The following is a 26,734-nucleotide window of genomic DNA, read 5'->3' as shown; positions in this document are numbered from 1 at the left end:
GGCCCGGCGCGCGGTGGGGCGTAGGAGCAGTTCTACTGCCTGACAGTGCGTCGTCCGATCCCCGCCCGCCCATCCGGTGAAAGGATGGAATGCCCTATCCCGAAAAGGAGCTATTCCATGCAAACCCAAGACAAGACCCTTATTGATCTGGAAACCCGGTTCTGGCAATCGATGGTGGACCAGAACACCGACGCAGCACTCGCCATGCTCAACGAGCCCGCGGTGATGGTCAGTGCACACGGGGCGTTTTCCTTCGACCACGCGGGCTATCGAAAGTTGGCCGAGCAGGGAACGATGCTGCTGACGTCTTTCGAACTCAGCGACATGGACGTCGTGTACCCCAACGACAAGACTGCCATCCTCACTTACCACGTGAAGCAAGGCGTTTCCGCGCGCGGCAAGTCCGGCAAGGGCGAGACGCAGGACATGGTCGATTCATCGACCTGGGTTCGGTCCGGCGATGGCTGGCGGTGCGTGATGCACACGGAGACGCCCGCGGGGCCGGCGCATTGACGACGCACTGAATCGCTGCGTTGCACCTTCAACGTCGCGGGCATCGCCAAGGCTGATGCCCGCGGCATTTGAATATGCGATTTGCATCGTTCGAATTTGACGTTACGCTTGACAGGCTCGCGTCGGGATGAGGCCGCACCTGTCGGCCAACGTGGGCCCATCACCCATACTTCAATAAAGAATTGACCATGCGAATCCGCTTCATTGCCTCCATTGTTGCCGCCTCTTTCATGCTGGCTGGCGTTGCCCAAGCCGATCAACTTGCCGACATCAAGAAGAAAGGCCAGATCGTCATCGGCGTGCTCGGCACGGACGAGCCCAACAGCTTCGTCGATCCCAAGACCCGTGAAGTGATCGGCTATGAAGTCGACCTCGGCGCAGCCGTCGCCAGGAAGATCGGCGTCAAGCCGGTGTACAAGCAGATTGCCGTGGCCGCGCGCATTCCCGAGCTTCAGCAAGGCCACGTCGACCTGCTGGCCGCCTCGCTCACGCACAACAAGGAGCGCGAGTCGCAGATCGACTTTTCGCTCACCACCTTCGTGACGGGCCAGAAGGTGCTGGTCAAGAAGGCCAGCGGCATCACCGACGTGCCGCAACTCGCCGGCAAGCGCGTTCTCACCGCCAAGGGCGGCACGCAGGAGCCCAACATCCGCAAGGCCGTCCCCAACGTCGATGTCGTGACCTTCGAGACCAGCCAGCAGGCCTTCCTGGCATTGCAGCAGGGCAAGGGCGCTGCCTATGTGAACGACGAAATGTCCCTGGTCGACGACATGGGCAAGCTGGGCGATCGCAGCAAGGACTACACCATGCTGCCCACCAACCTGAGCGTCGAGCCGCTGGCGCTCGGCATCAAGAAGGGTGAGCCCGCCCTCAAGGCTGTGGTCGACGAAACCCTGCGCGAACTGGAGAAGTCCGGCGAGGCCGAGAGGACCTACTTCAAGTGGTTCGGGCCCACGACCAAGACCAAGTCCGACAAGCGCCCCTTCAAGATCGAGACCGACAAGATCGACGGCTGAGCACAGCACGCTTCAACAGCCTGATCGGCCTTAAGCTCTGGCCCCATCACTTCACGTGATGGGGCTTCGTCCTGTATGCCAGTCTTCGACTTTTCCATGCTCCTGCGTGGCCAGTACCACGACATGCTCGTGGCTGGGCTGCTGCTGTCGCTGCAGCTTGCGGCGGCCACGCTGGTGTTCGCGTTGCCCCTCGCACTGGTCGTGGCGTTGCTGCGCCTGGCACCCGCCGCGCCGCTGCGCTGGATCGGCTTTGCGTACGTCGAATCGATCCGCAACATCCCCTTGCTGGCCCACATGCTGTTCTGGTATTTCGGTGCACCCGAGCTCTTGCCCGAACGGATCAAGGCGTGGCTCTACTCGGGCAACATCGAAGCGGTGAGCGCGATCATTGCGCTGACGCTCTACACCGCCGCCTACATGGCCGAGGACATCCGCAGCGGCATCCGCGCGATCCCTTCGGTACAGTTCGAGGCCGGCCGTGCGCTCGGCTTCGGCTTCCTGGCCACGATGCGCCGCGTGATCCTGCCGCAGGCGCTGCGCATCACGGTGCCGCCCCTCATTTCGCAGACGCTCAACCTCTGGAAGAACACCAGCATCGCGACGGTGATCGGCGCGGCCGAAATGATGTACCAGGCCGGCCAGGTCGAGAGCGCGACCTTTCGCAGCTTCGAAGCCTTCGGGTTCGCGACCGCCGCCTATCTGACGGTGTCGCTCCTCATCACCGGGCTGGCGGCCTGGTACCAGCAGCGCTTCCCGGCGCGGCCTGCCTGAAGGTGAATCGATGCTCCAACTGATCGACACCTACTGGCTTTACTTCCTCATCGGCCAATACCCCAACGGACCGCTGGGCGGACTGGCGTTGACCGTGCTGCTGGCCTCGCTGGGCCTGGTGCTCGGGTTGCCGGTGGGCGTGCTGCTGGGCATTGGACGCGTGAGCCCCTTCGCCTGGATTCGCGTGCCGATCACCGCGCTGGTGTTCGTGGTGCGCGGCACGCCGCTCTTGATGGTGGTCTTCTGGGCCTACTTCTTCCTGCCCAGCGTAACGGGCTACAAGACGGACCAGTTCACCACCATGCTGATCGCGCTGGTGATCTTCGATGGCGTCTACCTTGCGGAGATCATTCGCGCCGGCATCCAGGGCGTGCCACGCGGGCAGGTGGAATGCGCACGCTCGCTCGGCCTGGGCTACTGGCGCAGCATGCGCTTCGTGGTGCTTCCGCAGGCGGTGCGCTCGATGCTGCCCTCGCTCGTGAACCAGTTCGTCTCCACCATCAAGGAGACGTCACTTGGCTACATCATCGGGCTCACCGAAGTCTCCTTCATCGCGTCGCAGATCAATTCGCAAGTGTTCACCAAGCCGGCCGAGGTGTACTTCTTCCTGGGCCTGAGTTATTTTGTCCTTTGCTTCGGGCTCTCGCGCATTGCCTACTGGCTGGAACGCCGGCTCGTCCAGCAACAGGCCAGGCGGCCCACACCGCGCGATGCGCTCCAGAAAGTCACTGCCTATGATCCAGTTCGAGAAGGTCAATAAGTGGTATGGCGCGTACCACGCGCTCGTCGATGTCACCGAGACCGTCAACAAGGGCGAGGTGGTTGTGGTGTGCGGGCCGTCGGGCTCGGGCAAGTCGACGCTGATCCGCACCGTCAACCGGCTGGAGCCGATCCAGTCCGGCACCATCCGCGTCGATGGCAAGGACATCCATGCGCGCGACATCAAGCTCAACGAGTTCCGCTCGCACATCGGCTTCGTCTTCCAGCAGTTCAACCTGTTCCCGCACCTGAACGTGCTTCAGAACTGCACGCTGGCACCGGTGCAGCTGCGCGGCCTTTCGCAGGCGCAGGCCAACGAGCGCGCGATGGCCCTGCTTGAGCGCGTCGGCCTTGCGCACAAGGCAGCCGCATTTCCCGCCGATCTTTCGGGCGGCCAGCAGCAGCGCGTGGCGATTGCACGGGCGCTGGCCATGCAGCCGCCGCTGATGCTCTTCGACGAACCGACCAGCGCGCTGGACCCCGAGATGGTCGGCGAGGTGCTGCTGGTGATGCGCGACCTGGCGCGCGACGGCATGACGATGGTCTGCGTCACGCACGAGATGGGCTTCGCGCGCGACGTCGCCGACCGCGTGCTGTTCATGGACGAAGGCAAGGTGCTGGAGCGCGCGACGCCGGAAGACTTCTTCAACCGTCCGCAGCACGCGCGTGCGCAACAGTTTCTTGCGGACATCCGCACGCCCTTCGCGGCGGCGGTGTGATTTGCTGCCGACGTATGCGGACCGGGCGAACCGCCGAACCTCAGGGCACCGGTGCGCCGAAACCGTAGCGCCGCAGCACGGCCTGCGCCGCGGGGGACAGGATGTACTGCACCAGCCGCGCCGCTGCATCCCCTGCATCGCGGCGCACCGTGAGGCCGTAGCTCGCAGCCACCTGCAGGTCAGCCGGCACCTCGATGCGTTGAAGCCGCGGCACTTCGCGCAGCGCCGCAGCCGCATTGGTGCAATAGGTGACGAACAGGTCGGCCTTGCCCTCTTCCATGATCCACCCATAGGTGCCGCGGCCGGCAGGCGGCTGCGCGGAACCAGGCGCGCCGGTCAGCTTGAGCGCCTTGGCATCCAGCGCCGTGAACGCGCCGGGGCGAAGGGCGTCCGCGCGACGGAAGAGCTCCCACGCATAGTCGCCGGACGGATCCGCCTTGGGTGTGGAGGTGCCCACGCGAATGCCTGGCGCCAGCATCGCGTCCAGCAGCGTGCCGGAGTTGACGTCGATCGAAGGCGAGGCCAGCACGCACATCAGGTTGCGTGCGAAAACCACCGGCGCATCCCACTGGTTGGTTTGCGCCAGACGCTGCGGATGCTGCATGTCCGCCGATGCAAACACCTGCGCCGGCTCGCCTTTTTCGATGCGTTCGCGCAGCAGGCCCGACGCGCCGAAAGTCAGCTTCACGGGCTGGCCGCCGTCGGACTCGTACTGGCGTGCGATGTCGGTCAATGATTCGCGCAGGCTGCCCGCCGCATACAGTTGAACGGCCTGCGCGTGCGCCGCCGAAACAGCCACGACGGCGGCCAACGCAAGGCCGGAGCTTGAGAGTGCATTCATCGGCGCAACTTTACGAAGCTGTGACCCCATTGCCATCCGGCCTTGCGAGCTATGAAAGCAAATGCATAGCCCCGCATGCGGACCTTTGTTGTATGTTCAGGAACACCTGATCGACGGAGTCTTCATGCACTGGACCACATCACCCCTGTTGCTCGCCTCCTGCTGCATTCTTGCCGCTTGCGGCGCCACGCCAGGCACGATCGCGCCGCTCGAAGGACGGGACAATTGCGTGGCTGCGGCGGCGCGCTACTACAAGGTGCCAGCCGACAACTTCAGGGTCGATGGTTCCAACCCATCCTCGATGGACGATGTCTACGACGTGCAGCTCACCAACACCGCGACGGGGCGGCGCTCCAAGTGCACGGTCGACACGAACGGCAACGTCACGAGCGTCATCAACGCGCGATAGGCGCCCAAGCGCCGCAATGGCCGCGTGAAGGCCGCAACGGCCGCCGCTTGACGCGGCGCACACCGAAATGGCGCAACGCCTGCACCTTCGCCGGGCGTCTCGCGCGCCGCTCGCGCCATCCACATGCAGAAAAAGAAAAGGGCCCGAAGGCCCTTTTTTCGTTGCGTGAAGCGGCTCGCGCCGCTCCCTGCTCAGCGCACGACTGCGATTTGCGTACGCTGGCCACCCTTGTAGGTGTAGAGCGTCAGCGCGCCGTTCTTGATGTCGCCCTTTTCGTCGAAGGCGATCGGGCCGGTCACGCCCTTGTAGTTGGTCTTGCCAACTTCAGGCAGGTACTTTTCCGGATCGGCCGAGCCGGCGCGAACCATCGAGTCAGCCAGAACGTTCACGGCGTCATAGACGTACGGCGCGTAGATCTGCACTTCAACACCGTTCTTGGCCTTGAACTTGGCCTTGAAGTCTTCCAGCGGTTGCTTGAAGTCGCCTTCAACGCCGCCGGCTTCAGCGCACACCACCATGTCTTCGCCGATGGCATCGCCAGCCAGCTTGGCCAGTTCGCCCGTGCACAGGCCGTCGCCGCCCATGAACTTGACGGTCATGCCCAGTTGCTTGACTTGCTTGAGCATCGGGCCGCCGACAGCGTCCATGCCGCCGAAGAACAGGACGTCAGGCTTTTCGCCCTTGAGCTTGGTCAGGATGGCGTTGAAGTCGGTCGACTTGTCGGTGGTGAACTCGTGGCCGACGATGGTGCCGCCAGCAGCCTTGGCTGCCTTTTCGAACTCTTCAGCCACGCCCTGGCCGTAAGCGGTGCGGTCGTCGATCACGGCAATGTTCTTGCCCTTGAGCGTTTCGACAGCGTACTTGCCCAGCGTGCCGCCGAGCTGCGTGTCGTCAGCCACCACGCGGAACGTGGTCTTGTAGCCTTGACGCGTGTACTTGGGGTTCGTGGCCGACGGCGAGATCTGGGGGATGCCAGCGTCGCTGTACAGCTTGGAAGCGGGGATGGTGGTGCCCGAGTTCAGGTGACCCACGACGCCGTTGACCTTGCTGTCAACCAGCTTCTGCGCAACTGCGGTGCCTTGCTTCGGATCGCCAGCGTCGTCTTCGGCCAGCAGTTCGAACTTGGCAACCTTGTCACCGATCTTGATGCCCTTTGCGTTCAGGTCTTCGATGGCCATCTTGGCACCGAGTTCGTTGTCCTTGCCCAGGTGGGCAATGGCGCCGCTGGTCGGGCCGACGTGGCCGATCTTGACGACGAGCGCTCCAGCGGGAGGCGCAGCCGCAGGCGCTGCCGCAGTGGGCGCCGGCGCTGCGGCGGGCGCAGCGGCTTCTTCCTTCTTGCCGCAAGCCACGAGCGTAAGTGCAGCCAGTGCTACTGCAGTCCATTTCAATTGCATGGGAAACCTCCAGGATATGGATAAGAGAGAGAGTAAAAAAAACCGGTTGTGAAACCGGGCGCAGGTGCTGAGCAAGTTCCGCGCCGCGCCCGTTCATGGTGCCCGTGCACCTGAACGCGGCGCAGTTTAGCCGAAGGTTGATGGCCGGAATGCTGGCGTAGACCCTGTGTTTTCGGAAAGTTCCTGAGCCAGCGCTTCAACGACCAGCGATCGCAAAACCGTCTCGATTTCTGAACGCAAACGCGGCAGCATCACGTCGAGCTGGCGCTGCACTGCGGCCGACACCGTGTCCGTCAGTCGCTCTTCCAACGAAAGGTCTACACGCTGAAGAACGCGGTGCAGCAGTTGCTCTTCAAGACGGAAGGCGTCCTCTTCGGATACCTGGATGGCGGTCTGGGCAAGAGGCGGTTTTTGCGAGTGTTCCTGCGAGTGTTCTTGAGAGGGTTCTTCCAGTGTTGCTTGCGGCGCTGCGGCGACGGGCGGCGGCGGTTGCCACAGGACCGGCGGCGGCTGCTCGGGCATGCTAGAGAAGCCGAGGTCGTCGATCATGTTCTCCGTGCCGGTGGGCAGCTCGGGCGGCAGTTCCACCACCGTCGTGAGCGTGGGCACAAAGCGCGGCGGGGTGCGGCCGGTGGTGGCCATCAGGCGTCTTTCCCCGACAGGTCCATGCGCGTCATGGCATAGCCGCGCTCGGTGTAGTGCCGCCAGCGAACGCGGCCGGCCTGCCGCTCGCCTTCATCGCAACCCACCAGCTCGATGAGCCGCTCGAAGCGCTCGAAGCCCACGGGCACCTCGCTCGACAGATTGATGAGCACAGGCCGATCCGGCAGCGAGCCTGCGTTGGGAATCGCCAGCACCACGGGTGAGCGGCTCAGCACCTGCTTCTGTGCGTCGGCGTGGCAATGCGCAACGAAGTCCGTGGGCGAAAGCTGCCACAGCGCGGCATCGACGGCGCCGAGCGTGACGGGGTCTGCCGTGACCACCAATTGCGCGCCCTTGGCCGCCACGGCCTTGCGCAGCAGCCGGCAGGCGTAGTCGACCTTGTCGGCGGCGTTGAAGCGGAACTCGATGCCGGTCACGCGGTCGATCGCGACTTGCGACCCGTTTTGCGTGCCGGCGCCTCGGCGGCCTTGCCTGCGTCAGCGGCAGCGCGACCCAGCAGATAAGACACCAGCAGCCCCACGGGCCGCCCGGTCGAACCCTTGGCAGCGCCGCTCTTCCACGCCGTGCCGGCAATGTCCAGGTGCGCCCACGGAAAGTCGTTGGTGAACTTCTGCAGGAACTTGGCGGCGGTGACGGCGCCCGCCGCCCTGCCCGCAATGTTGGCCATGTCCGCAAAGTTGCTCTTGAGCCCTTCGCCGTAGTCTTCGTCGAGCGGCATGCGCCAGACGCGATCGAGCGAGCTTTCACCGGCGGCTTCGAGCGCCGCGGCCAGGCCGTCGTCGGTGGAGAAGAGGCCGCTGCGCACGCCGCCCAGCGCGATCACGCAGGCGCCGGTGAGCGTGGCAATGTCGATCACCGCGGCGGGCGAGAAGCGCTTGGCGTAGGTCAGCGCGTCGCAAAGAATCAGGCGGCCTTCCGCGTCGGTGTTGAGCACCTCGATGGTCTGGCCGCTCATGCTGGTCAACACGTCGCCAGGCTTGATGGCCTTGCCATCGTTCATGTTCTCGCAGGTGGGAATGAGGCCCACCACGTTGATGGCGGGCTTGATGTCGGCCAGTGCGCGGAACACGCCCAGCACGCTGGCAGCGCCGCACATGTCGAACTTCATTTCGTCCATTTCGGCGGCCGGCTTGAGCGAGACGCCACCGGTGTCGAAGGTGATGCCCTTGCCCACCAGCGCGACCGGCGCCTGCTCCTTCGCCGCGCCGGCGTAGTGCAGCACGATGAACTTCAGTGGCTCGTGCGAGCCCTGCGCCACGCCGGCAAAGGCCCCCATGCCCAGCTTGGTGACTTCCTTGTGGCCCAGCACCTGGCACTTGATTTTGGACGACCCAGCCAGTTCCATAGCCGCGTCGGCCAGCATCGTCGGGGTGCAGAAGTTGGCGGGTCGATTGCCCCACTCCTTCGCAAACTCGACGCCGGCGGCCGTGGCCACCGCTTCGTCGAAGGCCTTGGCCACGGCGCGCGAATCCGGAACCCCGATGACGACCGTCTTCAGGGTGCTCGGCTCGGCCTTGGACTTGGTGGCGACGTAGACGTAGTTGGCGTCCGAGGCCGCGAGCACGGCGGCGCGCACGGCGCCTTCATCGGCGGCTTGCGCGAACACCACCACCACGCGCTTGGGCTTCCCGCCCTTGGCCGCACCGATGCCGGCGCTCACGCCGCTTCTCACCGACGAGGCCTTGCCATCACCCACCGAGACCAGCACGACCGCAGACGGCCCGCCCTGCACCGGTTTGTAAAGACTCAGCACCTTGCCCGCCTTGTCGGACAGGTCGCCCGACTTGCGCGCATCGGCTATGAGCGTTGTCAACGGGTCTTTTGCCGGGAGCGCGCCCTCGGCAACAAGGACGATCAATGCGTCAGCCTTGTCGGCCGCGGACTGAGAAAGAGAGAGGGTCTTGAGTTGAAAGTCCATAATCCTTTTTTTCCCAAGACGATGTTATTCCATTCCTCTTTACGCAAGGAACTCGCGCGCAGCTTTGGCGCGACGTTCGTCGTGCTCTTCACCATCGTGGTGACGATGATGCTGATCCGCACCCTGGGCCTTGCGGCCAAGGGGAGCGTGAATCCAGCAGAAGTCTTTTTGGTGCTGGCTTACACCTCGCTCGGCTATTTGCCGACGATCCTGAGCCTTTGCCTGTTCATTGCCATTGTCGGCACCTTGTCGCGGATGTACCGCGACAGCGAAATGGCCATCTGGTTCTCCAGCGGCCAGGGCCTGGGCAATTTCGTCAAGCCCCTGTTCCAGTTCGCGTGGCCGGTGCTCATTCTCATCGGCGCGCTGTCTTTCGTGGGATGGCCGTGGGCCAATTCGCAGACCCAGGGCATGCGCGACCGCTACCAGAGCCGCGGCGACATCGACCGCGTGGCGCCGGGAGAGTTCCAGGAATCGGCGGGCCGCAACCGCGTGTTCTTCATCGACAAGGACACGGCGGACGGCACCACGGCGTCCAATATTTTCATCTCGTCGATCGAGCACGGCCAGCAACTCGTGACCTCGGCGCACACGGGGCAGATCGAAAACATCGACGACTCCCGCTACCTGATGCTGCGCAATGGCCAGCGGCTGGAACGCAACATGGATGGCTCGGGCTTGCAGATCAGCGAGTTCGACGTGTACGGCGCCAAGATCGGCACCAACAGCTCGACGCCTCCCAACGCGGTGCGCCCGCGCGCCAAGTCCACGCTGGAGCTTCTGCGCGACCCCACGGCACCCAACCAGGGCCAGTTCAGCTGGCGCTTCGGAATGGTGCTCGCGGCGCTCAACTTCGTGATCTTGGCCTTGACGGTTTCCAGCGTCAATCCGCGCGTGACCCGCAGCGGCAACATGCTGTTTGCGCTGTTCGCCTTCGTCATTTACTACAACCTTCTCAATCTCGGTGAGAGCTGGGTCGGCTCGGGTCGCTTCAGCCTGCCCGCTTATCTGGTGGCGCTGCACGGGGGCGTGCTGCTCCTGACGCTGCTGTGGCTGGCCAAGCGCCACAACAACTGGCACGGACCGCGGCTGCTTCCCCGCCGCTCATCGAAAAGCAAGCCCAAGCCTTGAAAACCATTCGTCGACTGATCTACGTGGAGGTGCTGAAGTCGGTGGGCTTCGTCACCTTCGGCTTTGTGTGCCTGTTCTTCTTCTTCGACTTCGTCGATGAACTCCAGTCCATCGGCCGGGCGGACCTGGTGGGCTACGGCACGCCGCAGGCGCTGCTCTACGTGACGCTGCTGATTCCCAGCCACCTGTACGAGTTGCTGCCCATCACCGTGCTCATCGGCACGATCTTCGTGATGGCGCGGCTGGCGCAAAGCTCCGAATACACCATCCTTCGCACAAGCGGGCTGGGGCCCTGGCGGGCGCTGCGCACGCTGCTGCTCATGGGGCTCGGATTCGTGTTCCTGACCTTTGCCATTGGCGACTACGTGACGCCTGCCTCTGACCGCCTGTCGCAGCTCCTGCAGGCACGCTACAAGGGCTACTACGTGATGACGGGCAACACCGGCGCATGGCTCAAGGAAAAGCAGGGCGACAAGTCCTATTCGGTGAATGTCGTGTCCATTGCCCCCGACGGCAGCCTGCGCGACCCGCGCATCTTCGAGTTCGACGATCGGGGCTTCCTCGCCTCGCAGACGACCGCGCAATCGGCACGCATCACGCGCAGTGGAAGCTGGACGCTGACGGGCGCGGAGCACCAGCGCTACGAAACGCGCGCCGACAGCGACGTCGCCCGCATCGAGACCACGCACCCGCCGCAGCTGGAATGGAAGACCACGCTGACCGCCGAGATGGTGTCGGTGGCTCTGCTCAAACCCGAGCGCATGAGCACGGCCGCCCTGTTCGACTATGTGCGGCATCTGGACGCCAACGGCCAGACGGCGCAGAAATACGAGATCCAGTTCTGGCGCAAGGTGTTCTACCCCTTGTCCTGCCTGGTGATGGTGGTGCTGGCCCTGCCCTTTGCCTACCTGCACTTCCGCCAGAGCGGCATCACGAGCTACGTTTTCGGCGGCGTGATGATCGGCATCAGCTTCTTCCTGCTGAACAACGTGTTTGGCTACATCGGTAACTTGGGCAACTGGGCGCCGTGGATCACGGCGGCCGCGCCGGGGATCATCTATACGCTGATGTCGCTGGGGGCCTTCGGGTGGCTAGTCATACGGCGGTAGCGGGCATGCACTTGACGCTTCGTGGGATCGTCCTTTTCGCGCATGGCTCGCGCGATGCCCGTTGGCGGGAACCCGTCGAGGCAGTCGCGGCGCGCGTTGCGCAATCGGGGCCGGGGGTGGCAGTGCGTTGTGCCTATCTGGAAGCGGCTAGGCCGGATTTGCCCACAGCCGTGAACGAACTCGTGTCTGAAGGCGTAGGCTCGGTCGACGTCCTTCCGCTGTTCCTGGGCGTCGGCAAGCACTTGCGGGAGGACCTGCCGCGCTTGTTGACGGACCTCGAGGCCGCCTATCCCGCCGTCACATTCAGGCTACGCCGGGCCGTGGGCGAGACCCCTGAAGTCATCGACGTGCTCGCCCAACTTGCCATCAAATTTGAGGATGCCTAGAAACATTTGATAGATTCCGAATGCATAATGAAATCCGAATAAAGACGGAATTCGTTATGAATTTGCACCAATTCAAGTTTGTTCAGGAAGCGGTACGCCGCAACCTGAACCTGACCGAAGCCGCGAAAGCCTTGCACACCTCGCAGCCGGGCGTCTCCAAGGCCATCATCGAACTGGAAGAAGAACTCGGCGTCGAGATCTTCGCCCGCCACGGCAAACGTCTCAAGCGCGTGACGGAACCCGGCCAGCACGTCATTGCGAGCATCGAACTCATCATGCGCGAAGTCGGCAATCTGCGGCGCATCGGCGAGCAGTTCAGCGCGCAGGACAGCGGCACGCTTTCCATCGCGACCACCCACACGCAGGCGCGCTACGTGCTGCCAGTGCCGGTGGCCCGGCTGCGCGAGGCCTATCCCAAGGTGAACGTGAGCCTGCACCAGGGCTCGCCGGACCAGGTCGCCCGCATGGTGATGGACGAGATCGCCGAGATCGGCATCGCCACCGAGTCGCTGGCCGACTACCCCGACCTGGTCACCCTGCCCTGCTACGAATGGCAGCACGTGCTGGTGCTGCCCAAGGACCATCCGCTGGCCGGCAAGGAGCGCATTTCGCTCGAAGACCTGGCGGCCGAGCCGATCATCACCTACCACCCGTCGTTCACCGGCCGGACGCGCATCGACCACGCCTTTGCGCACAAGAAGCTGACGCCGCGCATCGCGCTGGAAGCCATTGATTCGGACGTCATCAAGACCTATGTGCGGCTGGGCCTGGGCATCGGCATCGTGGCCGAGATGGCGGTGCGCGACGATTCCAACGCAGACCTCGTCGTGAAGCCCATGGGCCAGGTGTTCGGCCAGAACATCGCCCGCGTGGCCTTCAAGCGCAGCGCCTACCTGCGCAACTTCGTCTTCCGCTTTGCCGAACTGCTTTCCGACCGACTCGACCGCAACCTGATCGCCAAGGCCTTGAGCGGTCATCAAGAGGACTACGAACTGTGAGCACCGCAGCCCCCAACGTTCCAGCCCGCACGCCCGCCATCGACACCAAGCTGCCAGCGGTCGGCACGACCATCTTCACCGTCATGTCCGCGCTTGCGGCGGAGAAGAACGCGGTAAACCTCGGGCAAGGCTTTCCGGATTTTGGCTGCGACCCGAAGCTGCTCGAAGACGTGACCCTCGCGATGGCGGCGGGCCACAACCAGTACCCGCCGATGCCCGGCATCGCGGCGCTGCGCGAGGCCATCGCAAGCAAGGTCGCGGCGTTGTACGGCCACACGTACCGGGCGGCCGACGAGATCACCGTCACGGCTGGCGCAACGCAGGCCATCATCACCGCCATTCTGGCCATCGTGCGTCCGGGCGACGAGGTGATCGTGCTCGAGCCCTGCTACGACAGCTACGTGCCCAACATCGACCTGGCGGGTGGCACGGTGGTGCGCGTGCCGCTCACGCCGGGCACCTTCCGACCCGACTTCGACAAGATCGCCGCCGCTCTCTCGCCGCGCACGCGCGCGATCATCGTCAACACGCCGCATAACCCGAGCGCGACGGTGTGGACGGCCGACGAAATGCGCAAGCTGGAAGAGCTGCTGGCACCCACCGACGTGTTCGTCATCAGCGACGAGGTGTATGAGCACATGGTCTACGGCGACGCGCTGCACCAGAGCGCTGCGCGCTTTCCGGGGCTGGCGGCGCGCAGCTTCATCGTCAGCAGCTTTGGCAAGACCTATCACGTGACGGGCTGGAAGGTGGGCTACGTCGCCGCCCCGGCGCCGCTGACGGCCGAGTTCCGCAAGGTGCACCAGTTCAACGTGTTCACCGTCAACACGCCGATGCAGCATGCGCTCGCCGCCTTCATGGCGGACCCGAAGCCCTACCTGGAATTGCCCGCCTTCTACCAGCGCAAGCGCGACCTCTTTGCCGCGGGGCTGGCCAAGACGCGGCTGCGCCTGCTGCCCTCGGAAGGCACGTACTTCCAGTGCGTCGACATCTCGGACGTGAGCGACCTGGGTGAAGCAGACTTCTGCCAGTGGCTCACGAGCGAGATCGGCGTCGCGGCCATTCCGCTGTCCGCCTTCTATGGCAACGAATTCGACCAGCGCGTGGTGCGCTTCTGCTTCGCCAAGAAGGACGAAACGATCAACACGGCGCTGGAGCGGCTCGCGAAGCTCTGACGCCGGCCAGGCGTCAGAGCTGGCTCATTCCGCCGTCGACCACGATTTCGGTGCCGACGATGAAAGCCGACTCGGGCGCTGCCAGGTGCAGGACGGTCGATGCAACCTCCTGCGGCGTGCCGAAGCGGCCCAGCGGCACCTGCGCCTGAATCTGCGCGACTGTGGTTTCCAGCGTGGCCGCATCGAACCCCAGCTTGCTGTGAAGCGGCGTGACCACCGGGCCGGGGCTGACCACGTTCACGCGCACACCGCGCGGCAACAGTTCCGCCGACAGCGTCTTCGCCAATGAGATCAGCGCGGCCTTGCTCGCGGCGTACACCGAGGAACTGGGCATGCCGATGTGCGCATTGATCGAACCATTGATGACGATGGAAGCACCTGCATTGAGCAGCGGCAGCAGCGCCTGGATCTGGAAGTACGCGCCCTTCACGTTGGTGTTGAAGGTCTGATCCCACAGCGCTTCGTTCACATCGGCCAGCGCGGCGAACTTGGCAATGCCGGCGTTGATGAACACCGCGTCCAGCCTGACGTCGGCGCGTGTCAATTCATCGGCCAGATTGCGGGCGGCCGAGACATCGCCTGCATCGTTGCGCAAGGCGAGCGTGCCGCCACCGATCAACTCCTGCGCCGTGTCCAGCGCCGTGGCATCTCGCCCCGTGATGGCGACGCGCGCGCCTTCTGTGGCGAAGGCCTGGGCGGTTGCAAGGCCGATGCCGCTGCTGCCGCCGGTGACCAGGACTGTCTTTCCTTCAAATCGCTTCATTTTCAAACTCCTTCGATACGGACGAATTGCCGTGAGACGAATGGTGTTCTTCCATTCGAGCTTTGCCGTACCATCATTTCGATGAACTCGTTCGAAGGATCCGAACATGTTGACCGAAGATGAAATGGCCCTTTTGGAGGCCATCCAGCAAAGCGGGAGCCTTTCGCGGGCCGCCGCCCGGCTGGGCAAGGCGCCCTCGACCATCTCGCACGCAGCACGCCAGCTCGAGTCGCGCTTCGATGCGCTGCTGTTCGACCGGCGGCGCTATCGCCTGCAGCTGACGCCCGCTGGTCAGTTGCTCACGCAGGAATCCGCGCGCCTCGCGCAGGACATGTCGCGGCTCACGCAGCGGGTCAAGCAGGTGGCTAGCGGATGGGAGGATCGCCTGTCGATCGTGACCGACGAAGTCATCGAGTTTCAGAGCCTCTTGCCGGTCATCCAGAGTTTCGACAAGCTGCAGTCGGGCGTATCGCTGCGCATCACGCACGAGGTGCTGGGCGGCACGTGGGAAGCGCTGCGCGACGGCCGAGCCGATCTGGTGGTGGGTGCGACCAACGAGCCGCCCGCGATTCCAAAGCTGCAATGGGCGGAGCTTGGCGTGATGGATTGGGTGTTCGCCGTGTCGCCCCGCCATCCGCTGGCCAAGGCGAGCGAGCCGCTCGAACGCGAGGCGGTGACGGCGCACCGGGCCATCGTCGTCGCGGACAGCTCGCGCCGCATCGATGCCCGCAGCTACGGCCTGCAGGGCGGCCAGCCGGTGCTGGCCGTGCCCAGCATGCGCGCCAAGGTGATGGCGCAAAAGGAAGGCCTCGGCATCGGCTGGTTGCCGCGCCAGCGCGTCGCGCATCTGCTGCAAAGCGGCGAACTGGTCGAAAAAGCGATGGCCGATCCCCGCGAGCCCAACACGCTCTACATCGCCTGGCGCGGCGACCACGACGGGCGCGCACTGGCGTGGTGGATCGCGCAGCTCCAGCAACCGCGCCTTGCCCGGCGACTGGTCCAGGGCCTGCCTGCATGAGCATGCGCGCTGACACGTTCAGTAGGACTCCCCTGACCGCGGAAGGCGCCACTGTCCCTAGGGAAACGGGGCGCCGGGGCCGAACATGGGGCTTCTTTCAAAACACGTTAGGAGAAGTCCATGTCGCTTTCACTCATCCTGCTGATCGTCGTGGTCCTGCTGCTGATTGGCGCGCTTCCAAGCTGGGGTTACAGCCGCAGCTGGGGGTACGGTCCAAGCGGCGGGTTGGGTCTGGTGCTGGTCGTGGTGGTCGTCCTGCTGCTCATGGGACGCATCTAGCCTTCATCAACTTCCGAGCTGCGCCCAGGCCTTGTCGAGTCGTTTGACGCTGACGGGCTGGGGCGTGCGCAGCTCCTGCGCAAAAAAGCTCACCCGCAGCTCTTCGAGCAGCCAGCGGAATTCACTCATTCTTTCGTCCACCACGCCTTTTCGCTCGGCCACCAGCCGCCAGTAGCGTTGCTCCTGCGGCCTGAGTTCGGCCAGCTTGGCGGTATCGCGCGCCGCATCGGCGCGCAGCTTGTCCAGCCTCAAGGTGATCGCCTTCAGATAGCGCGCGAAGTGTTGCAGCGCTGCCCACGGCGTGTCCGCGATGAAGCGCTTGCCGACCAGGCGTTGCAATTGCTGCGCGGCATCCTGCGTGGCTTCGGGCTGGATCTTGGTGTCCTTGATCTTTCGGGCGGCGGTGGCGTATTCGGCAAGGATCATGCCCGCAAGTCGCGCCACTTCGTTTGCAATCAAGGTGAGACGGCCACGGCCCTCTTCCGCGCGGCGCTTGAAGGCGAACTCGTCGGTGGGCAAGGGGTCCTGCAGCAAGGCGCGATCAAGCGCCACGTCGATGATCTGCGCGCGCAAATCTTCCAGGGTGCCCAACGGCATGAATGCCACGGCCATCTTCTGCATGTCCGGGATATTCTTTTCCAGGTACTTGAGCGCGTCCTTCAGCTGCAGCGCGAAGAGTCGGCGCAGGCCTGTTCGATGCTTGGCCGCGGCGACGTCCGGCTCGTCGAACACTTCGATGGTCACGGCATCGCCGCCATCCAGCAGCGCAGGAAAGCCGATCAATGATTGCGAGCCGCGTCGCACTTCCATGAGTTCGGGCAATTCGCCAAAGGTCCATGCGGTGTAGCGTTGTCCAGCTGGCAAGGTGCTGTTCGCATCCGGCTTGGCGGTGGGCGCCGGCGCTGAGTTGGCCTGTGTCGCCCCGGCGGCTTTCCCATCCGTGGGAGCTACAGGTGCCTTCTTCACATTGAGCCCGGCGAGCGCCTGGAATGCACCGCGTGCCTGCGATCCCAGTTCCGCCTTGATGGCGCCAAGGTTGCGGCCGGTACCCAACTGACGGCCATGCTCGTCAACCACGCGCAGGTTCATGAACATGTGCGGGGACAGCATGTCGAGCTTGAAATCCGCGCGCTTGACGTCCAGGCTCGTGGCATCGCGCACCAGCTTGAGAACGGCATCCGTCAGCGATCCATGGCCAAAGGCCTCGGGCGAGGAAAGCTGCCCGGCATAGCGCATAGCCGTTTCCGGCAGCGGCACCAGCCGCGAGCGCGGCCGTTGCGGCAAGCTCTTGAGGAGTGCCTGGATCTTGTCCTTGAGCATGCCGGTAACGAGCCATTCGCAGCGCTCTTCGCTCACCTGGTTCAGGACGAAGAGCGGAATGGTGACGGTGAGCCCATCCTTCGCATCGCCGGGCTCGTGCAGATAGGTCGCGGCGCAGTCCACACCGCCCAGGCGAATCGTGGGCGGAAAGGATTGCGTGGTGATGCCCGCGGCCTGATGGCGCATCAACTCGTCGCGTGACAGGAAGAGCAGCCGCGGTTGCTCCCTCGAATGCGCGCGGTACCAGTTCTCGAACGTGATGCCGCTCGACACATCGGGCGGAAGCTGGGCGTCGTAGAAGGCGTAGATGAGTTCGTCGTCCACCAGCACGTCCTGGCGGCGCGACTTGTGTTCGAGCGCTTCAACTTCGCGCACCAGCTTGCGGTTGGCGGGCAGGAAGGGCAGCTTGCTCTCCCACTGGCCGGCGACAAGCGCCTCGCGGATGAAGATCTCGCGCGCCGCCACGGGGTCGACCTTGGTGTAGTCCATGCGCCGTCCGCTGTAGACGACGAGGCCGTACAGGGTCGCGCGTTCGAAGGCCGTGACCTGTGCGCCCTTCTTCTCCCAATGCGGATCGAGCAACTGCTTCTTGAGCAGATGCTCTCCGACCTGTTCCAGCCACTGCGGTTCGATGTTGGCGATTCCCCGGCCGAACAGTCGCGTGGTCTCGACCAGTTCGGCGACGACGATCCAGCGGCCCGGCTTCTTCTTCAGGTGCGCGCCGGGATGGCGATAGAACTTGATGCCACGCGCACCCAGGTAGGCTTCGTCATCCTCCAGCTTCCAGCCGATGTTGCCCAGCAGGCCGGAGAGCATCGACAGGTGCAGTTGCTCGTAGCTGGCGGGCGTCGAATTGATGCGCCACTTGTGCTCGGTGACGACGGTGAGCAGCTGCGAATGGATGTCGCGCCACTCGCGCACGCGGCGGATGTTGATGAAGTTCTGGCGCAGCAGTTGCTCGTATTGGCGGTTGCTGAGTTTGTGGGTGGGCAGGCCCTCACCCCGGCCCTCGACCGCAAGCGGGAGAGGGAGTGTCTTGCCCCCTCTCCCGCCCGCGGGAGAGGGTTGGGGTGAGGGCGGTGCCCCCTGCCCCCCACGCGCATCATGAATCCACTTCCACAACCGCAAATACCCACTGAACTCGCTCTTCTCGTCATCGAACTTCGCATGCGCCTGGTCGGCCTGCGTCTGCGCCTCCATCGGCCGGTCGCGCACGTCCTGCACGCTGAGCGCGGAGGCGATCACCAGCACCTCTTCCAGCGCGCCACGCGAACGCGCTTCGAGAATCATGCGGCCCACACGCGGATCCAGCGGCAGGCGCGACAGTTCATTGCCGATGGGCGTCAACTCGTTGGCGTCATCCACCGCGCCGAGTTCGTTGAGCAACTGGTAGCCGTCGGCAATGGCACGCGGCGCCGGCGCTTCGAGGAACGGAAAGCGGGATACGTCGCCCAGGTGCAGCGACTTCATCCGCAGGATGACGCCCGCCAGCGAGCTGCGCAGGATTTCCGGATCGGTGAAGCGCGGGCGGCCGCTGAAGTCTTTCTCGTCGTACAGGCGGATGCAGATGCCGTCGGCCACGCGGCCGCATCGCCCGGCCCGCTGGTTGGCCGCGGCCTGGCTGATCGGCTCGACCAACAGTTGCTCGACCTTGCTGCGGAAGCTGTAGCGCTTCACGCGCGCCGTGCCGGCGTCGATCACGTAGCGAATGCCCGGCACGGTGAGCGAGGTCTCGGCCACGTTGGTCGCAAGCACGATGCGCCGCCCGGTGTGGCCGTCGAAGATGCGGTCCTGCTCGGCCTGCGACAGGCGCGCGAACAGCGGCAGCACCTCGGCGTTTCGCATCACAGGCTGATGCGCCAGGTGCTTGCGAAGATGCTCCGCCGCCTCGCGGATTTCGCGCTCGCCGGGCAGGAAGACCAGGATGTCACCCGCGTTGTGCGGATCGCGCCACAACTCGTCCACGCCATCGGCGATGGCATCGTTCAGGTCGTAGTCGCGCGACTCCTCGAAAGGCCGGTAACGCTGCTCGACCGGAAAGGTCCGCCCCGACACCATGATGACCGGCGCAGGACCCTTGATTGATCCGAAGTGCTGCGCAAACCGGTCTGCATCGATCGTCGCCGAGGTCACGATGACCTTCAGGTCCGGCCGCCGCGGCAGGATCTCGCGCAGGTAGCCCAGCAGGAAGTCGATGTTCAGCGAGCGCTCGTGCGCCTCGTCGATGATGAGCGTGTCGTAGGCCTTGAGCAGCGGATCGGTCTGCGTCTCGGCCAGCAAGATGCCGTCCGTCATCAGCTTGACCGAGGCGTCGCGGCTCAGCCGATCCTGGAAGCGCACCTTGAAGCCGACCACCTCGCCCAGCGGCGTCTTCAGTTCCTCGGCGATGCGCTTGGCGACCGAGCTGGCCGCGATGCGCCGCGGCTGGGTGTGGCCGATCAACCGGCCCTTGCCGGGTGGCGCATTGATCTTGCCGCGACCCAGCGCCAGCGCGATCTTGGGCAACTGCGTCGTCTTGCCCGATCCAGTTTCGCCGCAGACGATCACCACCTGGTGCTTGGAAATGGCGGTGGCGATCTCGTCGCGCCGCGCCGAAACGGGCAGCGACTCGGGGAACTCGATCTTCAGGGCGGTGGTTTGTGCTGCGTCGGACAAGGGCAAAGGTTGAGCATGGGGCTCAAAAGGAAAAGCTTGGGAGACAATCGCGGGATTATCCCCGCCCCGTCCTTTCCAGGGACCGCGCGGGCCCGCGACTCCCTCTGATTGGCGCATGTCCACAGTCTTCAACTTCACTTTCGTTCCGTGGTTCCGCTCGGTGGCGCCGTACATCCACATGCACCGGGGCAAGACCTTCGTGGTCGCCATGGCGGGCGAGGCCATTGCGGCGGGCAAGCTGCAGAACATCGCGCAAGACCTGGCGCTGATCCAGAGCATGGGCGTCAAGGTGGTGCTGGTGCACGGCTTCAGGCCGCAGGTGAACGAGCAGTTGCGCGCCAAGGGGCACGAGGCTCGCTATTCGCACGGCATGCGCATCACCGACGAAGTGGCGCTCGACTGCGCGCAGGAAGCCGCCGGCCAGTTGCGCTACGAGATCGAAGCGGCGTTCAGCCAGGGCCTGCCCAACACGCCGATGGCCGGCTCCACGGTGCGCGTGATTTCGGGCAACTTCATCACCGCACGTCCGGTAGGCGTGGTCGACGGCGTCGACTTCAAGCATTCGGGCCTGGTGCGCAAAGTCGATCAGGCCGGCATCCGCCGCGCGCTCGATTTCGGGGCGATGGTGTTGCTGTCACCCTTCGGTTTCTCCCCGACGGGCGAGGCCTTCAACCTGACGATGGAAGAAGTCGCGACCAGCGTCGCCATTTCGATCCAGGCCGACAAGCTGATTTTCCTGACGGAGATTCCGGGCATCGCGCTGGACGCCACCCATCCGGTGAGCGAAGACAACCCGATCGACACCGAGCTGCCGCTGGACACCGCCAAGAAGCTGATGGCGACGCTGGCGCCAGCGCAGCGGCCGACCGACACGGCCTTCTACCTTCAGCATTGCGTCAAGGCTTGCGAAGCGGGTGTCGAGCGCAGCCACATCCTGCCCTTCTCGGTGGACGGCTCGCTGCTGCTGGAGGTGTACGTGCACGACGGCATCGGCACCATGGTCGTCGACGAAAAGCTGGAGAGCCTGCGCGAGGCCACGGCCGATGACATCGGCGGCATCCTGCAGCTCATCGAGCCCTTCGAGCGCGACGGCACGCTGGTCAAGCGCGACCGCACCGAGATCGAGCGCGACGTCAACAACTACACCGTGATCGAGCACGACGGCGTGATCTTCGGCTGCGCGGCGCTCTACCCCTACCCCGAGGCGCGCACGGCCGAGATGGCGGCGCTGACCGTTTCCCCCAACGTGCAGTCGCAAGGCGACGGCGAGAAGATCCTCAAGCGCGTGGAGCAAAGGGCGAAGGCCATGGGGCTGGACAGCATCTTCGTGCTGACCACCCGCACCATGCACTGGTTCATCAAGCGCGGCTTCCAGCAGGTCGACCCCGACTGGCTGCCCGAGGCACGCAAACGAAAGTACAACTGGGATCGAAAGAGCCTCGTGCTGGTGAAAAAACTCACTTGAGCGCAGGACTCGTCCTGGCCTGGCGGCATCGGCAATGCCCATTGCGTGATATCGGTCACCGATAATCGCTGACATGAATCCCCTGCTTGCCAAGCTGCAGCCCTATCCCTTCGAGCGGCTGCGCCAGTTATTTGCGGGCGTGACGCCCAATCCGGCCTTTGCGCCCATCAGCCTGGGCATCGGCGAGCCCAAGCATGCGACGCCGGGCTTCATCAAGGACGCGCTGACGGCCGGGCTCGGCGCGCTGGCGGCCTACCCCGCCACCGCCGGCGACCTGAAGCTTCGCCAGTCCTTCACCGCGTGGCTCAAGCGCCGCTACAAGCTGGAGCTGGATGCGGCGACGCAGGTGCTGCCGGTCAACGGCTCGCGCGAGGCGCTGTTTGCCCTGGCGCAAACGGCGATCGACGCGAGCGCAACGCCGGCGCCCATCGTGGTCTCGCCCAACCCCTTCTATCAAATCTACGAAGGCGCAGCCCTGCTCGCGGGCGCCGAGCCGTACTACGTGCCGAGCGTGCCGGCGCGCAACTTTGCCGTGGACTGGGACAGCGTGCCCGCCGAGGTCTGGCAGCGCACGCAACTGGTCTTCGTGTGCTCGCCGGGCAACCCGACCGGCGCCGTGATGCCGCTGGACGAGTGGCGCAAGCTCTTTGCGCTGTCGGACCAGCATGGTTTCGTCATTGCATCGGACGAGTGCTACAGCGAAATCTATTTCCGTGACGAGCCGCCGCTGGGCGGGCTCGAAGCGGCGGCGCAGCTCGGGCGCGGCGACTTCAAGAACCTGATCGCGCTCACGTCGCTCTCCAAGCGCAGCAACGTGCCGGGGCTGCGCAGCGGCTTCGTGGCGGGCGACGCGGAGATCATCAAGGCCTTCCTGCTCTACCGCACCTACCACGGCAGCGCAATGAGCGGTGCCGTGGCGGCGGCCAGCATCGCCGCGTGGGGCGACGAATCGCACGTGGTGGACAACCGCTTCCAGTACCGCACCAAGTTCGCCGCGGTAACCCCGTTGCTCGAACCCGTTCTGGACGTGCGCCTGCCCGACGCGAGCTTTTATCTATGGGCCGGCGTGCCGCCCGCGTGGCAAGGCGACGACGCTGCTTTCGCCCGCGAGCTCTACGCTCAATACAATGTCACGGTTTTGCCAGGCAGTTACCTGGCCCGTGACGCGCAAGGCGACAACCCGGGGCGTGGCCGCATCCGGATGGCCCTCGTGGCCGACACCGCCGAATGCGTGGAAGCCGCACAACGCATCGTCCAATTTGTCCAGAAGGGCCGCTGACGCGCGCCCTGCCCCCATTCAAACCAGAGCAGTCCAATGACACAGCAACTCCAGCAGACCATCGAAGCCGCGTGGGAAGACCGCGCCAACATCTCCTCCACCGCGTCCACCAAGGAAGTGCGCGACGCCGTCGACCACGTGATCGCCGAGCTGAACAACGGCAGCCTGCGCGTTGCCACCCGCGAAGCTGTCGGCCAGTGGACCGTGCACCAGTGGATCAAGAAGGCCGTGCTGCTGTCGTTCCGCCTGAAGGACAACGAGCAGATGCAAGCCGGTTCGCTCGGCTTCTACGACAAGGTGCCGACCAAGTTCTCGCACCTGTCGGCGGGCGAGCTCAAGGAAGCCGGCGTGCGCATCGTGCCGCCGGCCGTCGCGCGCCGTGGCAGCTACATCGCCAAGGGCGCGGTGTTGATGCCCAGCTACGTGAACATCGGCGCCTACGTGGGTGAAAACACCATGGTCGACACCTGGGCCACCGTGGGTTCGTGCGCGCAGATCGGCGCCAACGTGCACCTGTCGGGCGGCGTCGGCATCGGCGGCGTACTCGAGCCGCTGCAGGCCGGCCCGACCATCATCGAAGACAACTGCTTCATCGGCGCCCGCTCGGAAGTGGTCGAAGGCGTGGTCGTCGAAGAGAACTCCGTGCTGTCGATGGGCGTGTACATCGGCCAGAGCACGCCGATTTACGACCGCGCGACTGGCGAAATCACCTATGGCCGTGTGCCCGCAGGTTCTGTTGTCATCAGCGGCACGCTGCCCCGGGACAACGGCCGATACAGCATGTACGCCGCCATCATCGTGAAGCGGGTCGACGCGCAAACGCGCTCCAAGACCTCGCTGAACGATCTGCTGCGCGACTGATCGCCGTTTTCACGGGCAACCGGGTTCGATTTGAACGACAACACGATGAGGAAAGAGCCGATGAGCACGATGGAGCGCATTCTTCGACTGATGGCCGAGCGCAAGGCCTCGGATATCTACCTCTCGGCGCACTCGCCGGCACTGATCCGCATCAACGGAAACTGCCTGCCGATCAACGCCCAGGTGTTGCCGGCCGAAGCGCCCATATCGCTGCTTTCCGAAGTCGTGCCTGCCGACCGCATTGACGAACTCAAGCGTGTCGGCGAGCTCAACATGGCCATCGCGCTCGACGGTGCGGGCAACTACCGCATCAGCGCCATGCGCCAGCGTGGCACCTATGCGGTGGTGGTGCGGCACATCCCGTCGACCATTCCGTCCTTTGCCGACCTGAACCTGCCGGACATCCTCAAGACCCTCATCATGGAAAAGCGCGGGCTGATCCTGATGGTGGGCGCCACCGGCGCCGGCAAGACCACGACGCTGGCCTCGATGCTGGACTACCGCAACGAGCACGCCAGCGGCCACATTCTCACGGTGGAAGAGCCGATCGAGTTCACCTACCGCAACAAGAAGTCGCTGGTGAACCAGCGCGACGTCGGCAGCGACACGCAGTCGTTGCAACTCGCCCTGAAGAACGCGCTGCGCCAGGCGCCCGACGTGATCCAGATCGGCGAAATCCGCGACCGCGAGACGATGAGCGCGGCCATTGCCTATGCCCAGTCGGGCCACCTGTGCGTGGCCACGCTGCACGCCAACAACAGCTACCGGGCGCTCAACCGGATCCTGAGTTTCTATCCTGTCGAAGTGCGGCCCACCCTGCTGGGCGACTTGGGCTCGGCCATGCGCGCGATCATCGCGCAGCGCCTCTTGCGCACGCCCTCGGGCGCCCGCGTGCCGGCACTGGAAGTCATGCTCAACACCTCGCTGGTGGCCGAACTCATCGAAAAGGGCGACTTCTCCAGCGTCAAGGAAGCGATGGAGCAGTCGATGGCCGAAGGCTCGCAGACCTTCGAGGAAGACATCGCGCGCCTCATTCTCGATGGCATGGTCGACCGCGCCGAGGGCCTGGCCAACGCCGATTCGCCCACCAACCTGATGTGGCGCCTGCAAAACCGCAACGCGCCCGCCGAACGCCCCGACGACCGAAACCTGATGGATCAGGTCGAGGAGCCTACTTTCACGGACATCACGCTCGACGTGAGGTTCTAGCCTTTCCCTTTCAATGTCCCGAACGCTTCACCTTGCCGAACAACTGATCTCGCGTCCCTCCGTCACGCCGGAAGACGGAGGCTGCCAACAGATCCTCGGCGAGCGGCTGGAGCGACTGGGATTCGCGCTGGAAACCATTGAGAGCGGCCCTGAAGACTTTCGGGTGACCAACCTGTGGGCCATCCGGCGCTCGCAGGCGCCCGGCGCCAGGACGATTGTTTTAGCCGGCCACACCGACGTCGTGCCGACCGGCCCGCTGGAGCAATGGACCAGCCCGCCCTTCACGCCAACGCACCGCGATGGAAAGCTCTACGGCCGGGGCGCTTGCGACATGAAGACGTCGCTCGCGGCCTTCGTGGTCGCAATCGAGGAATTCCTCATGGCGCAACCCGACACGCGCCTCAACCTTGCGCTGCTGCTCACCAGCGATGAAGAAGGTCCGGGCGTCGATGGCACCGTCATCGTCTGCAACAAGCTGGCCCAGCGCGGCGAAGTCATCGACTATTGCATCGTGGGCGAACCCACCGCAGTCGAGCGCACCGGCGACATGATCAAGAACGGCCGGCGCGGCACGATGAGCGGGCGGCTGACCATCAACGGCATCCAGGGCCACATCGCCTATCCGCATCTGGCACGCAACCCGGTCCACAGCTTTGCGCCGGCGCTGGCGGAACTGGTGGCCATCAACGCGGCGGGCGGCTGGGACGCCGGCAATAGCTGGTTTCAGCCAACGAGCTGGCAGATCAGCAACATTCACTCCGGAACGGGTGCGAGCAACGTGATCCCCGGCAACGCGGTGATCGACTTCAATTTCCGCTTCTCGACGGAATCGACGCCTGAATCGCTGCAAAAGCGCGTGCACGGCGTGCTCGACGCGCATCAACTCGACTACACGCTCAAGTGGACGATCGGCGGCCTGCCCTTCCTGACCACGCCCGGCGAACTGGTGGCGGCGGTGCAGCAAGCCATTCGCGACGAAACCGGCATCGAGTCCGAACTGTCGACCAGCGGCGGCACCAGCGACGCGCGCTTCATCGCCAAGATCTGCAAGCAGGTGGTGGAGTTGGGCCCCGTCAACGCCAGCATCCACAAGATCGACGAGCACATTGCCGTCGATGACATCGAGACGCTCAAGAACATCTACGGCCGCACGCTGCACAAGCTTGAAGAATTGGGCCGCGTATGAGTACTGTCATGCAGTTGATCGAGGTCGGCGCGAAGCGGCTGACCGATGCGGGCGTGGCCTTCGGGCACGGCACCACCAATGCCTTTGACGAAGCCGTGTGGCTCGTCCTGTGGCGCCTTCGCCTGCCGCTGGACGACTTGGACTCAGTGGCCGAACGCGAAGTGGCGCCGGCCGATGCCGCAAAGATCGGGCAACTCTTCACCGAGCGCATCGAATCGCGCAAGCCTGCCGCCTACCTGACGCGCGAAGCGTGGCTGCAAGGCGTGTCCTTCTACGTCGACGAGCGCGCCATCGTGCCGCGCAGCTTCATTGCCGAACTGCTGGCCGACGGCGCCATCGATCCGTGGCTCGGCGAACACACGAAGCGCGTGCTCGACCTGTGCACCGGCAATGGCAGCCTCGCCGTGCTCACGGCCATGGCCTATCCGGACGTGACGGTGGACGCAGCCGACCTGTCGCCCGAAGCGCTGGAAGTCGCCGCCATCAACGTCACGCGGCACGAACTCGACTCGCGCATCACCCTGCTCAAGTCCGACGGCCTTGCCGACGTGCGTGGTCCCTACGACCTGATTCTCTGCAATCCGCCCTACGTCAATTCGCAGAGCATGCGTGCCCTGCCCGCCGAATACCTCGCCGAGCCCGACATGGCGCTGGCGGGCGGCGAAGACGGCATGGACTTCATTCGTGGCATGCTCGCCGCAGCGCCAGGGTGTCTCACGCCCGACGGCGTGCTCGTGCTCGAAATCGGCAATGAACGCGCCTATTTCGAAGCAGCATTTCCAGAACTCGAAGTGGTATGGCTCAGCACCAGTGCGGGCGAAGACCAGGTATTGCTGGTCACCCGCGAATCCCTTTGAATCAACGGCCTGTGCGCTCACACTGAGCAGCCGGGCC

Annotated in this window: 26 protein-coding genes; 19 read left to right on the top strand and 7 right to left on the bottom strand. The window is 64.6% G+C overall.

Annotated elements, in window-relative coordinates; genetic code table 11:
• The first annotated feature begins 117 nt into the window (after window positions 1–117).
• From QTI66_RS01365 to QTI66_RS01345, 5 genes are all read left to right on the top strand, one after another.
• The gene (locus tag QTI66_RS01365; RefSeq protein ID WP_286556952.1) at window positions 118–513 is read left to right on the top strand and encodes a nuclear transport factor 2 family protein; all 396 of its coding nucleotides are present in this window, start codon (window positions 118–120) and stop codon (window positions 511–513) included.
• Window positions 514–701: 188 nt separating this feature from the next.
• Window positions 702–1,529, top strand: coding sequence for an ABC transporter substrate-binding protein (locus QTI66_RS01360; protein WP_286556950.1), 828 nt, complete (start codon window positions 702–704; stop codon window positions 1,527–1,529).
• 75 nt (window positions 1,530–1,604) lie between these two features.
• Entirely contained in the window at window positions 1,605–2,300 is a 696-nt protein-coding gene (locus tag QTI66_RS01355) for an amino acid ABC transporter permease (RefSeq protein WP_286556948.1), read from the top strand.
• A gap of 10 nt (window positions 2,301–2,310) precedes the next feature.
• Entirely contained in the window at window positions 2,311–3,060 is a 750-nt protein-coding gene (locus tag QTI66_RS01350) for an amino acid ABC transporter permease (protein WP_286556947.1), read from the top strand.
• Entirely contained in the window at window positions 3,035–3,778 is a 744-nt protein-coding gene (locus QTI66_RS01345) for an amino acid ABC transporter ATP-binding protein (RefSeq protein ID WP_286556945.1), read from the top strand. Before QTI66_RS01350 ends, QTI66_RS01345 begins: the two co-directional genes overlap by 26 nt.
• Before the next feature lie 40 nt (window positions 3,779–3,818).
• Here the strand turns inward: QTI66_RS01345 and QTI66_RS01340 are convergent, their stop codons facing one another.
• A complete protein-coding gene (locus QTI66_RS01340) occupies window positions 3,819–4,619 on the bottom strand; it encodes a molybdate ABC transporter substrate-binding protein (RefSeq protein ID WP_286556943.1) in 801 nt (266 codons plus the stop codon).
• Window positions 4,620–4,743: 124 nt separating this feature from the next.
• On the opposite strand from QTI66_RS01340, the gene QTI66_RS01335 reads away from it, so the two are divergent.
• Window positions 4,744–5,028 carry a hypothetical protein gene (locus tag QTI66_RS01335; protein WP_286556942.1) on the top strand — a complete coding sequence of 95 codons (285 nt, stop codon included), beginning with the start codon at window positions 4,744–4,746 and terminating at the stop codon, window positions 5,026–5,028.
• A gap of 191 nt (window positions 5,029–5,219) precedes the next feature.
• Here QTI66_RS01335 and QTI66_RS01330 read toward each other — a convergent pair whose 3' ends face one another.
• The 4 genes from QTI66_RS01330 to QTI66_RS01315 form a co-directional block, all read right to left on the bottom strand.
• Window positions 5,220–6,425: a branched-chain amino acid ABC transporter substrate-binding protein gene (locus QTI66_RS01330; protein ID WP_286556940.1), complete on the bottom strand. Its 1,206-nt coding sequence runs from the start codon at window positions 6,423–6,425 to the stop codon at window positions 5,220–5,222.
• A gap of 126 nt (window positions 6,426–6,551) precedes the next feature.
• A complete protein-coding gene (locus QTI66_RS01325) occupies window positions 6,552–7,067 on the bottom strand; it encodes a beta/alpha barrel domain-containing protein (protein WP_286556939.1) in 516 nt (171 codons plus the stop codon).
• Window positions 7,067–7,504 carry a DNA polymerase III subunit chi gene (locus QTI66_RS01320; protein WP_286556937.1) on the bottom strand — a complete coding sequence of 146 codons (438 nt, stop codon included), beginning with the start codon at window positions 7,502–7,504 and terminating at the stop codon, window positions 7,067–7,069. Before QTI66_RS01320 ends, QTI66_RS01325 begins: the two co-directional genes overlap by 1 nt.
• Window positions 7,501–9,006 carry a leucyl aminopeptidase gene (locus QTI66_RS01315; protein ID WP_286556936.1) on the bottom strand — a complete coding sequence of 502 codons (1,506 nt, stop codon included), beginning with the start codon at window positions 9,004–9,006 and terminating at the stop codon, window positions 7,501–7,503. Before QTI66_RS01315 ends, QTI66_RS01320 begins: the two co-directional genes overlap by 4 nt.
• A gap of 21 nt (window positions 9,007–9,027) precedes the next feature.
• On the opposite strand from QTI66_RS01315, the gene lptF reads away from it, so the two are divergent.
• From lptF to QTI66_RS01290, 5 genes are read left to right on the top strand one after another with little or no spacing between them, the layout of a single operon-like run.
• A complete protein-coding gene (gene lptF / locus QTI66_RS01310; RefSeq protein ID WP_286556935.1) occupies window positions 9,028–10,137 on the top strand; it encodes an LPS export ABC transporter permease LptF in 1,110 nt (369 codons plus the stop codon).
• On the top strand, window positions 10,134–11,246 hold the full coding sequence (lptG, locus tag QTI66_RS01305; RefSeq protein ID WP_286556932.1) for an LPS export ABC transporter permease LptG: 1,113 nt from the start codon (window positions 10,134–10,136) through the stop codon (window positions 11,244–11,246). The genes lptF and lptG overlap by 4 nt, the downstream gene beginning before the upstream one ends.
• A 5-nt stretch (window positions 11,247–11,251) precedes the next feature.
• Window positions 11,252–11,632, top strand: coding sequence for a sirohydrochlorin chelatase (locus tag QTI66_RS01300; RefSeq protein ID WP_286556931.1), 381 nt, complete (start codon window positions 11,252–11,254; stop codon window positions 11,630–11,632).
• 56 nt (window positions 11,633–11,688) lie between these two features.
• Window positions 11,689–12,630 (top strand): CysB family HTH-type transcriptional regulator, encoded by a 942-nt coding sequence (locus QTI66_RS01295; protein WP_286556930.1) that lies wholly within the window; start codon window positions 11,689–11,691, stop codon window positions 12,628–12,630.
• Window positions 12,627–13,805, top strand: coding sequence for a pyridoxal phosphate-dependent aminotransferase (locus QTI66_RS01290; RefSeq protein WP_286556927.1), 1,179 nt, complete (start codon window positions 12,627–12,629; stop codon window positions 13,803–13,805). Before QTI66_RS01295 ends, QTI66_RS01290 begins: the two co-directional genes overlap by 4 nt.
• Before the next feature lie 13 nt (window positions 13,806–13,818).
• Here the strand turns inward: QTI66_RS01290 and QTI66_RS01285 are convergent, their stop codons facing one another.
• Window positions 13,819–14,568, bottom strand: a complete 750-nt coding sequence (locus QTI66_RS01285) for an SDR family oxidoreductase (RefSeq protein ID WP_286556925.1) — start codon at window positions 14,566–14,568, stop codon at window positions 13,819–13,821.
• Between the two features lie 106 nt (window positions 14,569–14,674).
• Between QTI66_RS01285 and QTI66_RS01280 the strand changes: the two genes are divergently transcribed.
• Window positions 14,675–15,586 carry a LysR family transcriptional regulator gene (locus tag QTI66_RS01280; RefSeq protein ID WP_286556924.1) on the top strand — a complete coding sequence of 304 codons (912 nt, stop codon included), beginning with the start codon at window positions 14,675–14,677 and terminating at the stop codon, window positions 15,584–15,586.
• Window positions 15,587–15,706: 120 nt separating this feature from the next.
• Window positions 15,707–15,865, top strand: coding sequence for a DUF3309 family protein (locus QTI66_RS01275; RefSeq protein WP_286556922.1), 159 nt, complete (start codon window positions 15,707–15,709; stop codon window positions 15,863–15,865).
• Window positions 15,866–15,871: 6 nt separating this feature from the next.
• On the opposite strand, the gene hrpA is transcribed toward QTI66_RS01275, so the two are convergent.
• Window positions 15,872–19,957: an ATP-dependent RNA helicase HrpA gene (gene hrpA / locus QTI66_RS01270; protein WP_444814934.1), complete on the bottom strand. Its 4,086-nt coding sequence runs from the start codon at window positions 19,955–19,957 to the stop codon at window positions 15,872–15,874.
• Between hrpA and argA the strand changes: the two genes are divergently transcribed.
• The 6 genes from argA to prmB all read left to right on the top strand — a co-directional run bounded on the left by argA (window position 19,956) and on the right by prmB (window position 26,697).
• Window positions 19,956–21,305, top strand: coding sequence for an amino-acid N-acetyltransferase (gene argA / locus QTI66_RS01265; RefSeq protein ID WP_286556919.1), 1,350 nt, complete (start codon window positions 19,956–19,958; stop codon window positions 21,303–21,305). The genes hrpA and argA overlap by 2 nt on opposite strands.
• Window positions 21,306–21,378: 73 nt before the next feature.
• Entirely contained in the window at window positions 21,379–22,584 is a 1,206-nt protein-coding gene (gene dapC, locus QTI66_RS01260; RefSeq protein WP_286556916.1) for a succinyldiaminopimelate transaminase, read from the top strand.
• Window positions 22,585–22,620: 36 nt separating this feature from the next.
• Complete coding sequence (gene dapD, locus QTI66_RS01255) at window positions 22,621–23,445, top strand: 2,3,4,5-tetrahydropyridine-2,6-dicarboxylate N-succinyltransferase (protein WP_286556914.1); 825 nt, start codon at window positions 22,621–22,623, stop codon at window positions 23,443–23,445.
• 60 nt (window positions 23,446–23,505) lie between these two features.
• The gene (locus QTI66_RS01250; RefSeq protein ID WP_286556911.1) at window positions 23,506–24,654 is read left to right on the top strand and encodes a PilT/PilU family type 4a pilus ATPase; all 1,149 of its coding nucleotides are present in this window, start codon (window positions 23,506–23,508) and stop codon (window positions 24,652–24,654) included.
• A 13-nt stretch (window positions 24,655–24,667) separates the two neighbouring features.
• Window positions 24,668–25,840, top strand: coding sequence for a succinyl-diaminopimelate desuccinylase (dapE, locus tag QTI66_RS01245; protein ID WP_286556908.1), 1,173 nt, complete (start codon window positions 24,668–24,670; stop codon window positions 25,838–25,840).
• Entirely contained in the window at window positions 25,837–26,697 is an 861-nt protein-coding gene (gene prmB / locus QTI66_RS01240) for a 50S ribosomal protein L3 N(5)-glutamine methyltransferase (RefSeq protein WP_286556905.1), read from the top strand. The genes dapE and prmB overlap by 4 nt, the downstream gene beginning before the upstream one ends.
• The last annotated feature ends 37 nt before the right edge of the window (window positions 26,698–26,734 follow it).

This window comes from Variovorax brevis (assembly GCF_030317105.1).
Lineage (GTDB): Bacteria > Pseudomonadota > Gammaproteobacteria > Burkholderiales > Burkholderiaceae_C > Variovorax > Variovorax brevis.
Note: the sequence above shows the minus strand (reverse complement) of the source record. Positions and strands in the feature narration are given on the sequence as shown.

What these genes read in the sequence shown, in the direction of transcription:
- QTI66_RS01365 (WP_286556952.1), top strand. Translation starts at nt 118, where the DNA reads ATGCAAACCCAAGACAAGACCCTTATTGATCTGGAAACCCGGTTCTGG.
- QTI66_RS01360 (WP_286556950.1), top strand. Translation starts at nt 702, where the DNA reads ATGCGAATCCGCTTCATTGCCTCCATTGTTGCCGCCTCTTTCATGCTG.
- QTI66_RS01355 (WP_286556948.1), top strand. Translation starts at nt 1,605, where the DNA reads ATGCCAGTCTTCGACTTTTCCATGCTCCTGCGTGGCCAGTACCACGAC.
- QTI66_RS01350 (WP_286556947.1), top strand. Translation starts at nt 2,311, where the DNA reads ATGCTCCAACTGATCGACACCTACTGGCTTTACTTCCTCATCGGCCAA.
- QTI66_RS01345 (WP_286556945.1), top strand. Translation starts at nt 3,035, where the DNA reads ATGATCCAGTTCGAGAAGGTCAATAAGTGGTATGGCGCGTACCACGCG.
- QTI66_RS01340 (WP_286556943.1), bottom strand. Translation starts at nt 4,619, where the DNA reads ATGAATGCACTCTCAAGCTCCGGCCTTGCGTTGGCCGCCGTCGTGGCT.
- QTI66_RS01335 (WP_286556942.1), top strand. Translation starts at nt 4,744, where the DNA reads ATGCACTGGACCACATCACCCCTGTTGCTCGCCTCCTGCTGCATTCTT.
- QTI66_RS01330 (WP_286556940.1), bottom strand. Translation starts at nt 6,425, where the DNA reads ATGCAATTGAAATGGACTGCAGTAGCACTGGCTGCACTTACGCTCGTG.
- QTI66_RS01325 (WP_286556939.1), bottom strand. Translation starts at nt 7,067, where the DNA reads ATGGCCACCACCGGCCGCACCCCGCCGCGCTTTGTGCCCACGCTCACG.
- QTI66_RS01315 (WP_286556936.1), bottom strand. Translation starts at nt 9,006, where the DNA reads ATGGACTTTCAACTCAAGACCCTCTCTCTTTCTCAGTCCGCGGCCGAC.
- lptF (WP_286556935.1), top strand. Translation starts at nt 9,028, where the DNA reads ATGTTATTCCATTCCTCTTTACGCAAGGAACTCGCGCGCAGCTTTGGC.
- QTI66_RS01300 (WP_286556931.1), top strand. Translation starts at nt 11,252, where the DNA reads ATGCACTTGACGCTTCGTGGGATCGTCCTTTTCGCGCATGGCTCGCGC.
- QTI66_RS01295 (WP_286556930.1), top strand. Translation starts at nt 11,689, where the DNA reads ATGAATTTGCACCAATTCAAGTTTGTTCAGGAAGCGGTACGCCGCAAC.
- QTI66_RS01285 (WP_286556925.1), bottom strand. Translation starts at nt 14,568, where the DNA reads ATGAAGCGATTTGAAGGAAAGACAGTCCTGGTCACCGGCGGCAGCAGC.
- QTI66_RS01280 (WP_286556924.1), top strand. Translation starts at nt 14,675, where the DNA reads ATGTTGACCGAAGATGAAATGGCCCTTTTGGAGGCCATCCAGCAAAGC.
- QTI66_RS01275 (WP_286556922.1), top strand. Translation starts at nt 15,707, where the DNA reads ATGTCGCTTTCACTCATCCTGCTGATCGTCGTGGTCCTGCTGCTGATT.
- argA (WP_286556919.1), top strand. Translation starts at nt 19,956, where the DNA reads ATGTCCACAGTCTTCAACTTCACTTTCGTTCCGTGGTTCCGCTCGGTG.
- hrpA (WP_444814934.1), bottom strand. Translation starts at nt 19,957, where the DNA reads ATGCGCCAATCAGAGGGAGTCGCGGGCCCGCGCGGTCCCTGGAAAGGA.
- dapC (WP_286556916.1), top strand. Translation starts at nt 21,379, where the DNA reads ATGAATCCCCTGCTTGCCAAGCTGCAGCCCTATCCCTTCGAGCGGCTG.
- dapD (WP_286556914.1), top strand. Translation starts at nt 22,621, where the DNA reads ATGACACAGCAACTCCAGCAGACCATCGAAGCCGCGTGGGAAGACCGC.
- QTI66_RS01250 (WP_286556911.1), top strand. Translation starts at nt 23,506, where the DNA reads ATGAGCACGATGGAGCGCATTCTTCGACTGATGGCCGAGCGCAAGGCC.
- dapE (WP_286556908.1), top strand. Translation starts at nt 24,668, where the DNA reads ATGTCCCGAACGCTTCACCTTGCCGAACAACTGATCTCGCGTCCCTCC.
- prmB (WP_286556905.1), top strand. Translation starts at nt 25,837, where the DNA reads ATGAGTACTGTCATGCAGTTGATCGAGGTCGGCGCGAAGCGGCTGACC.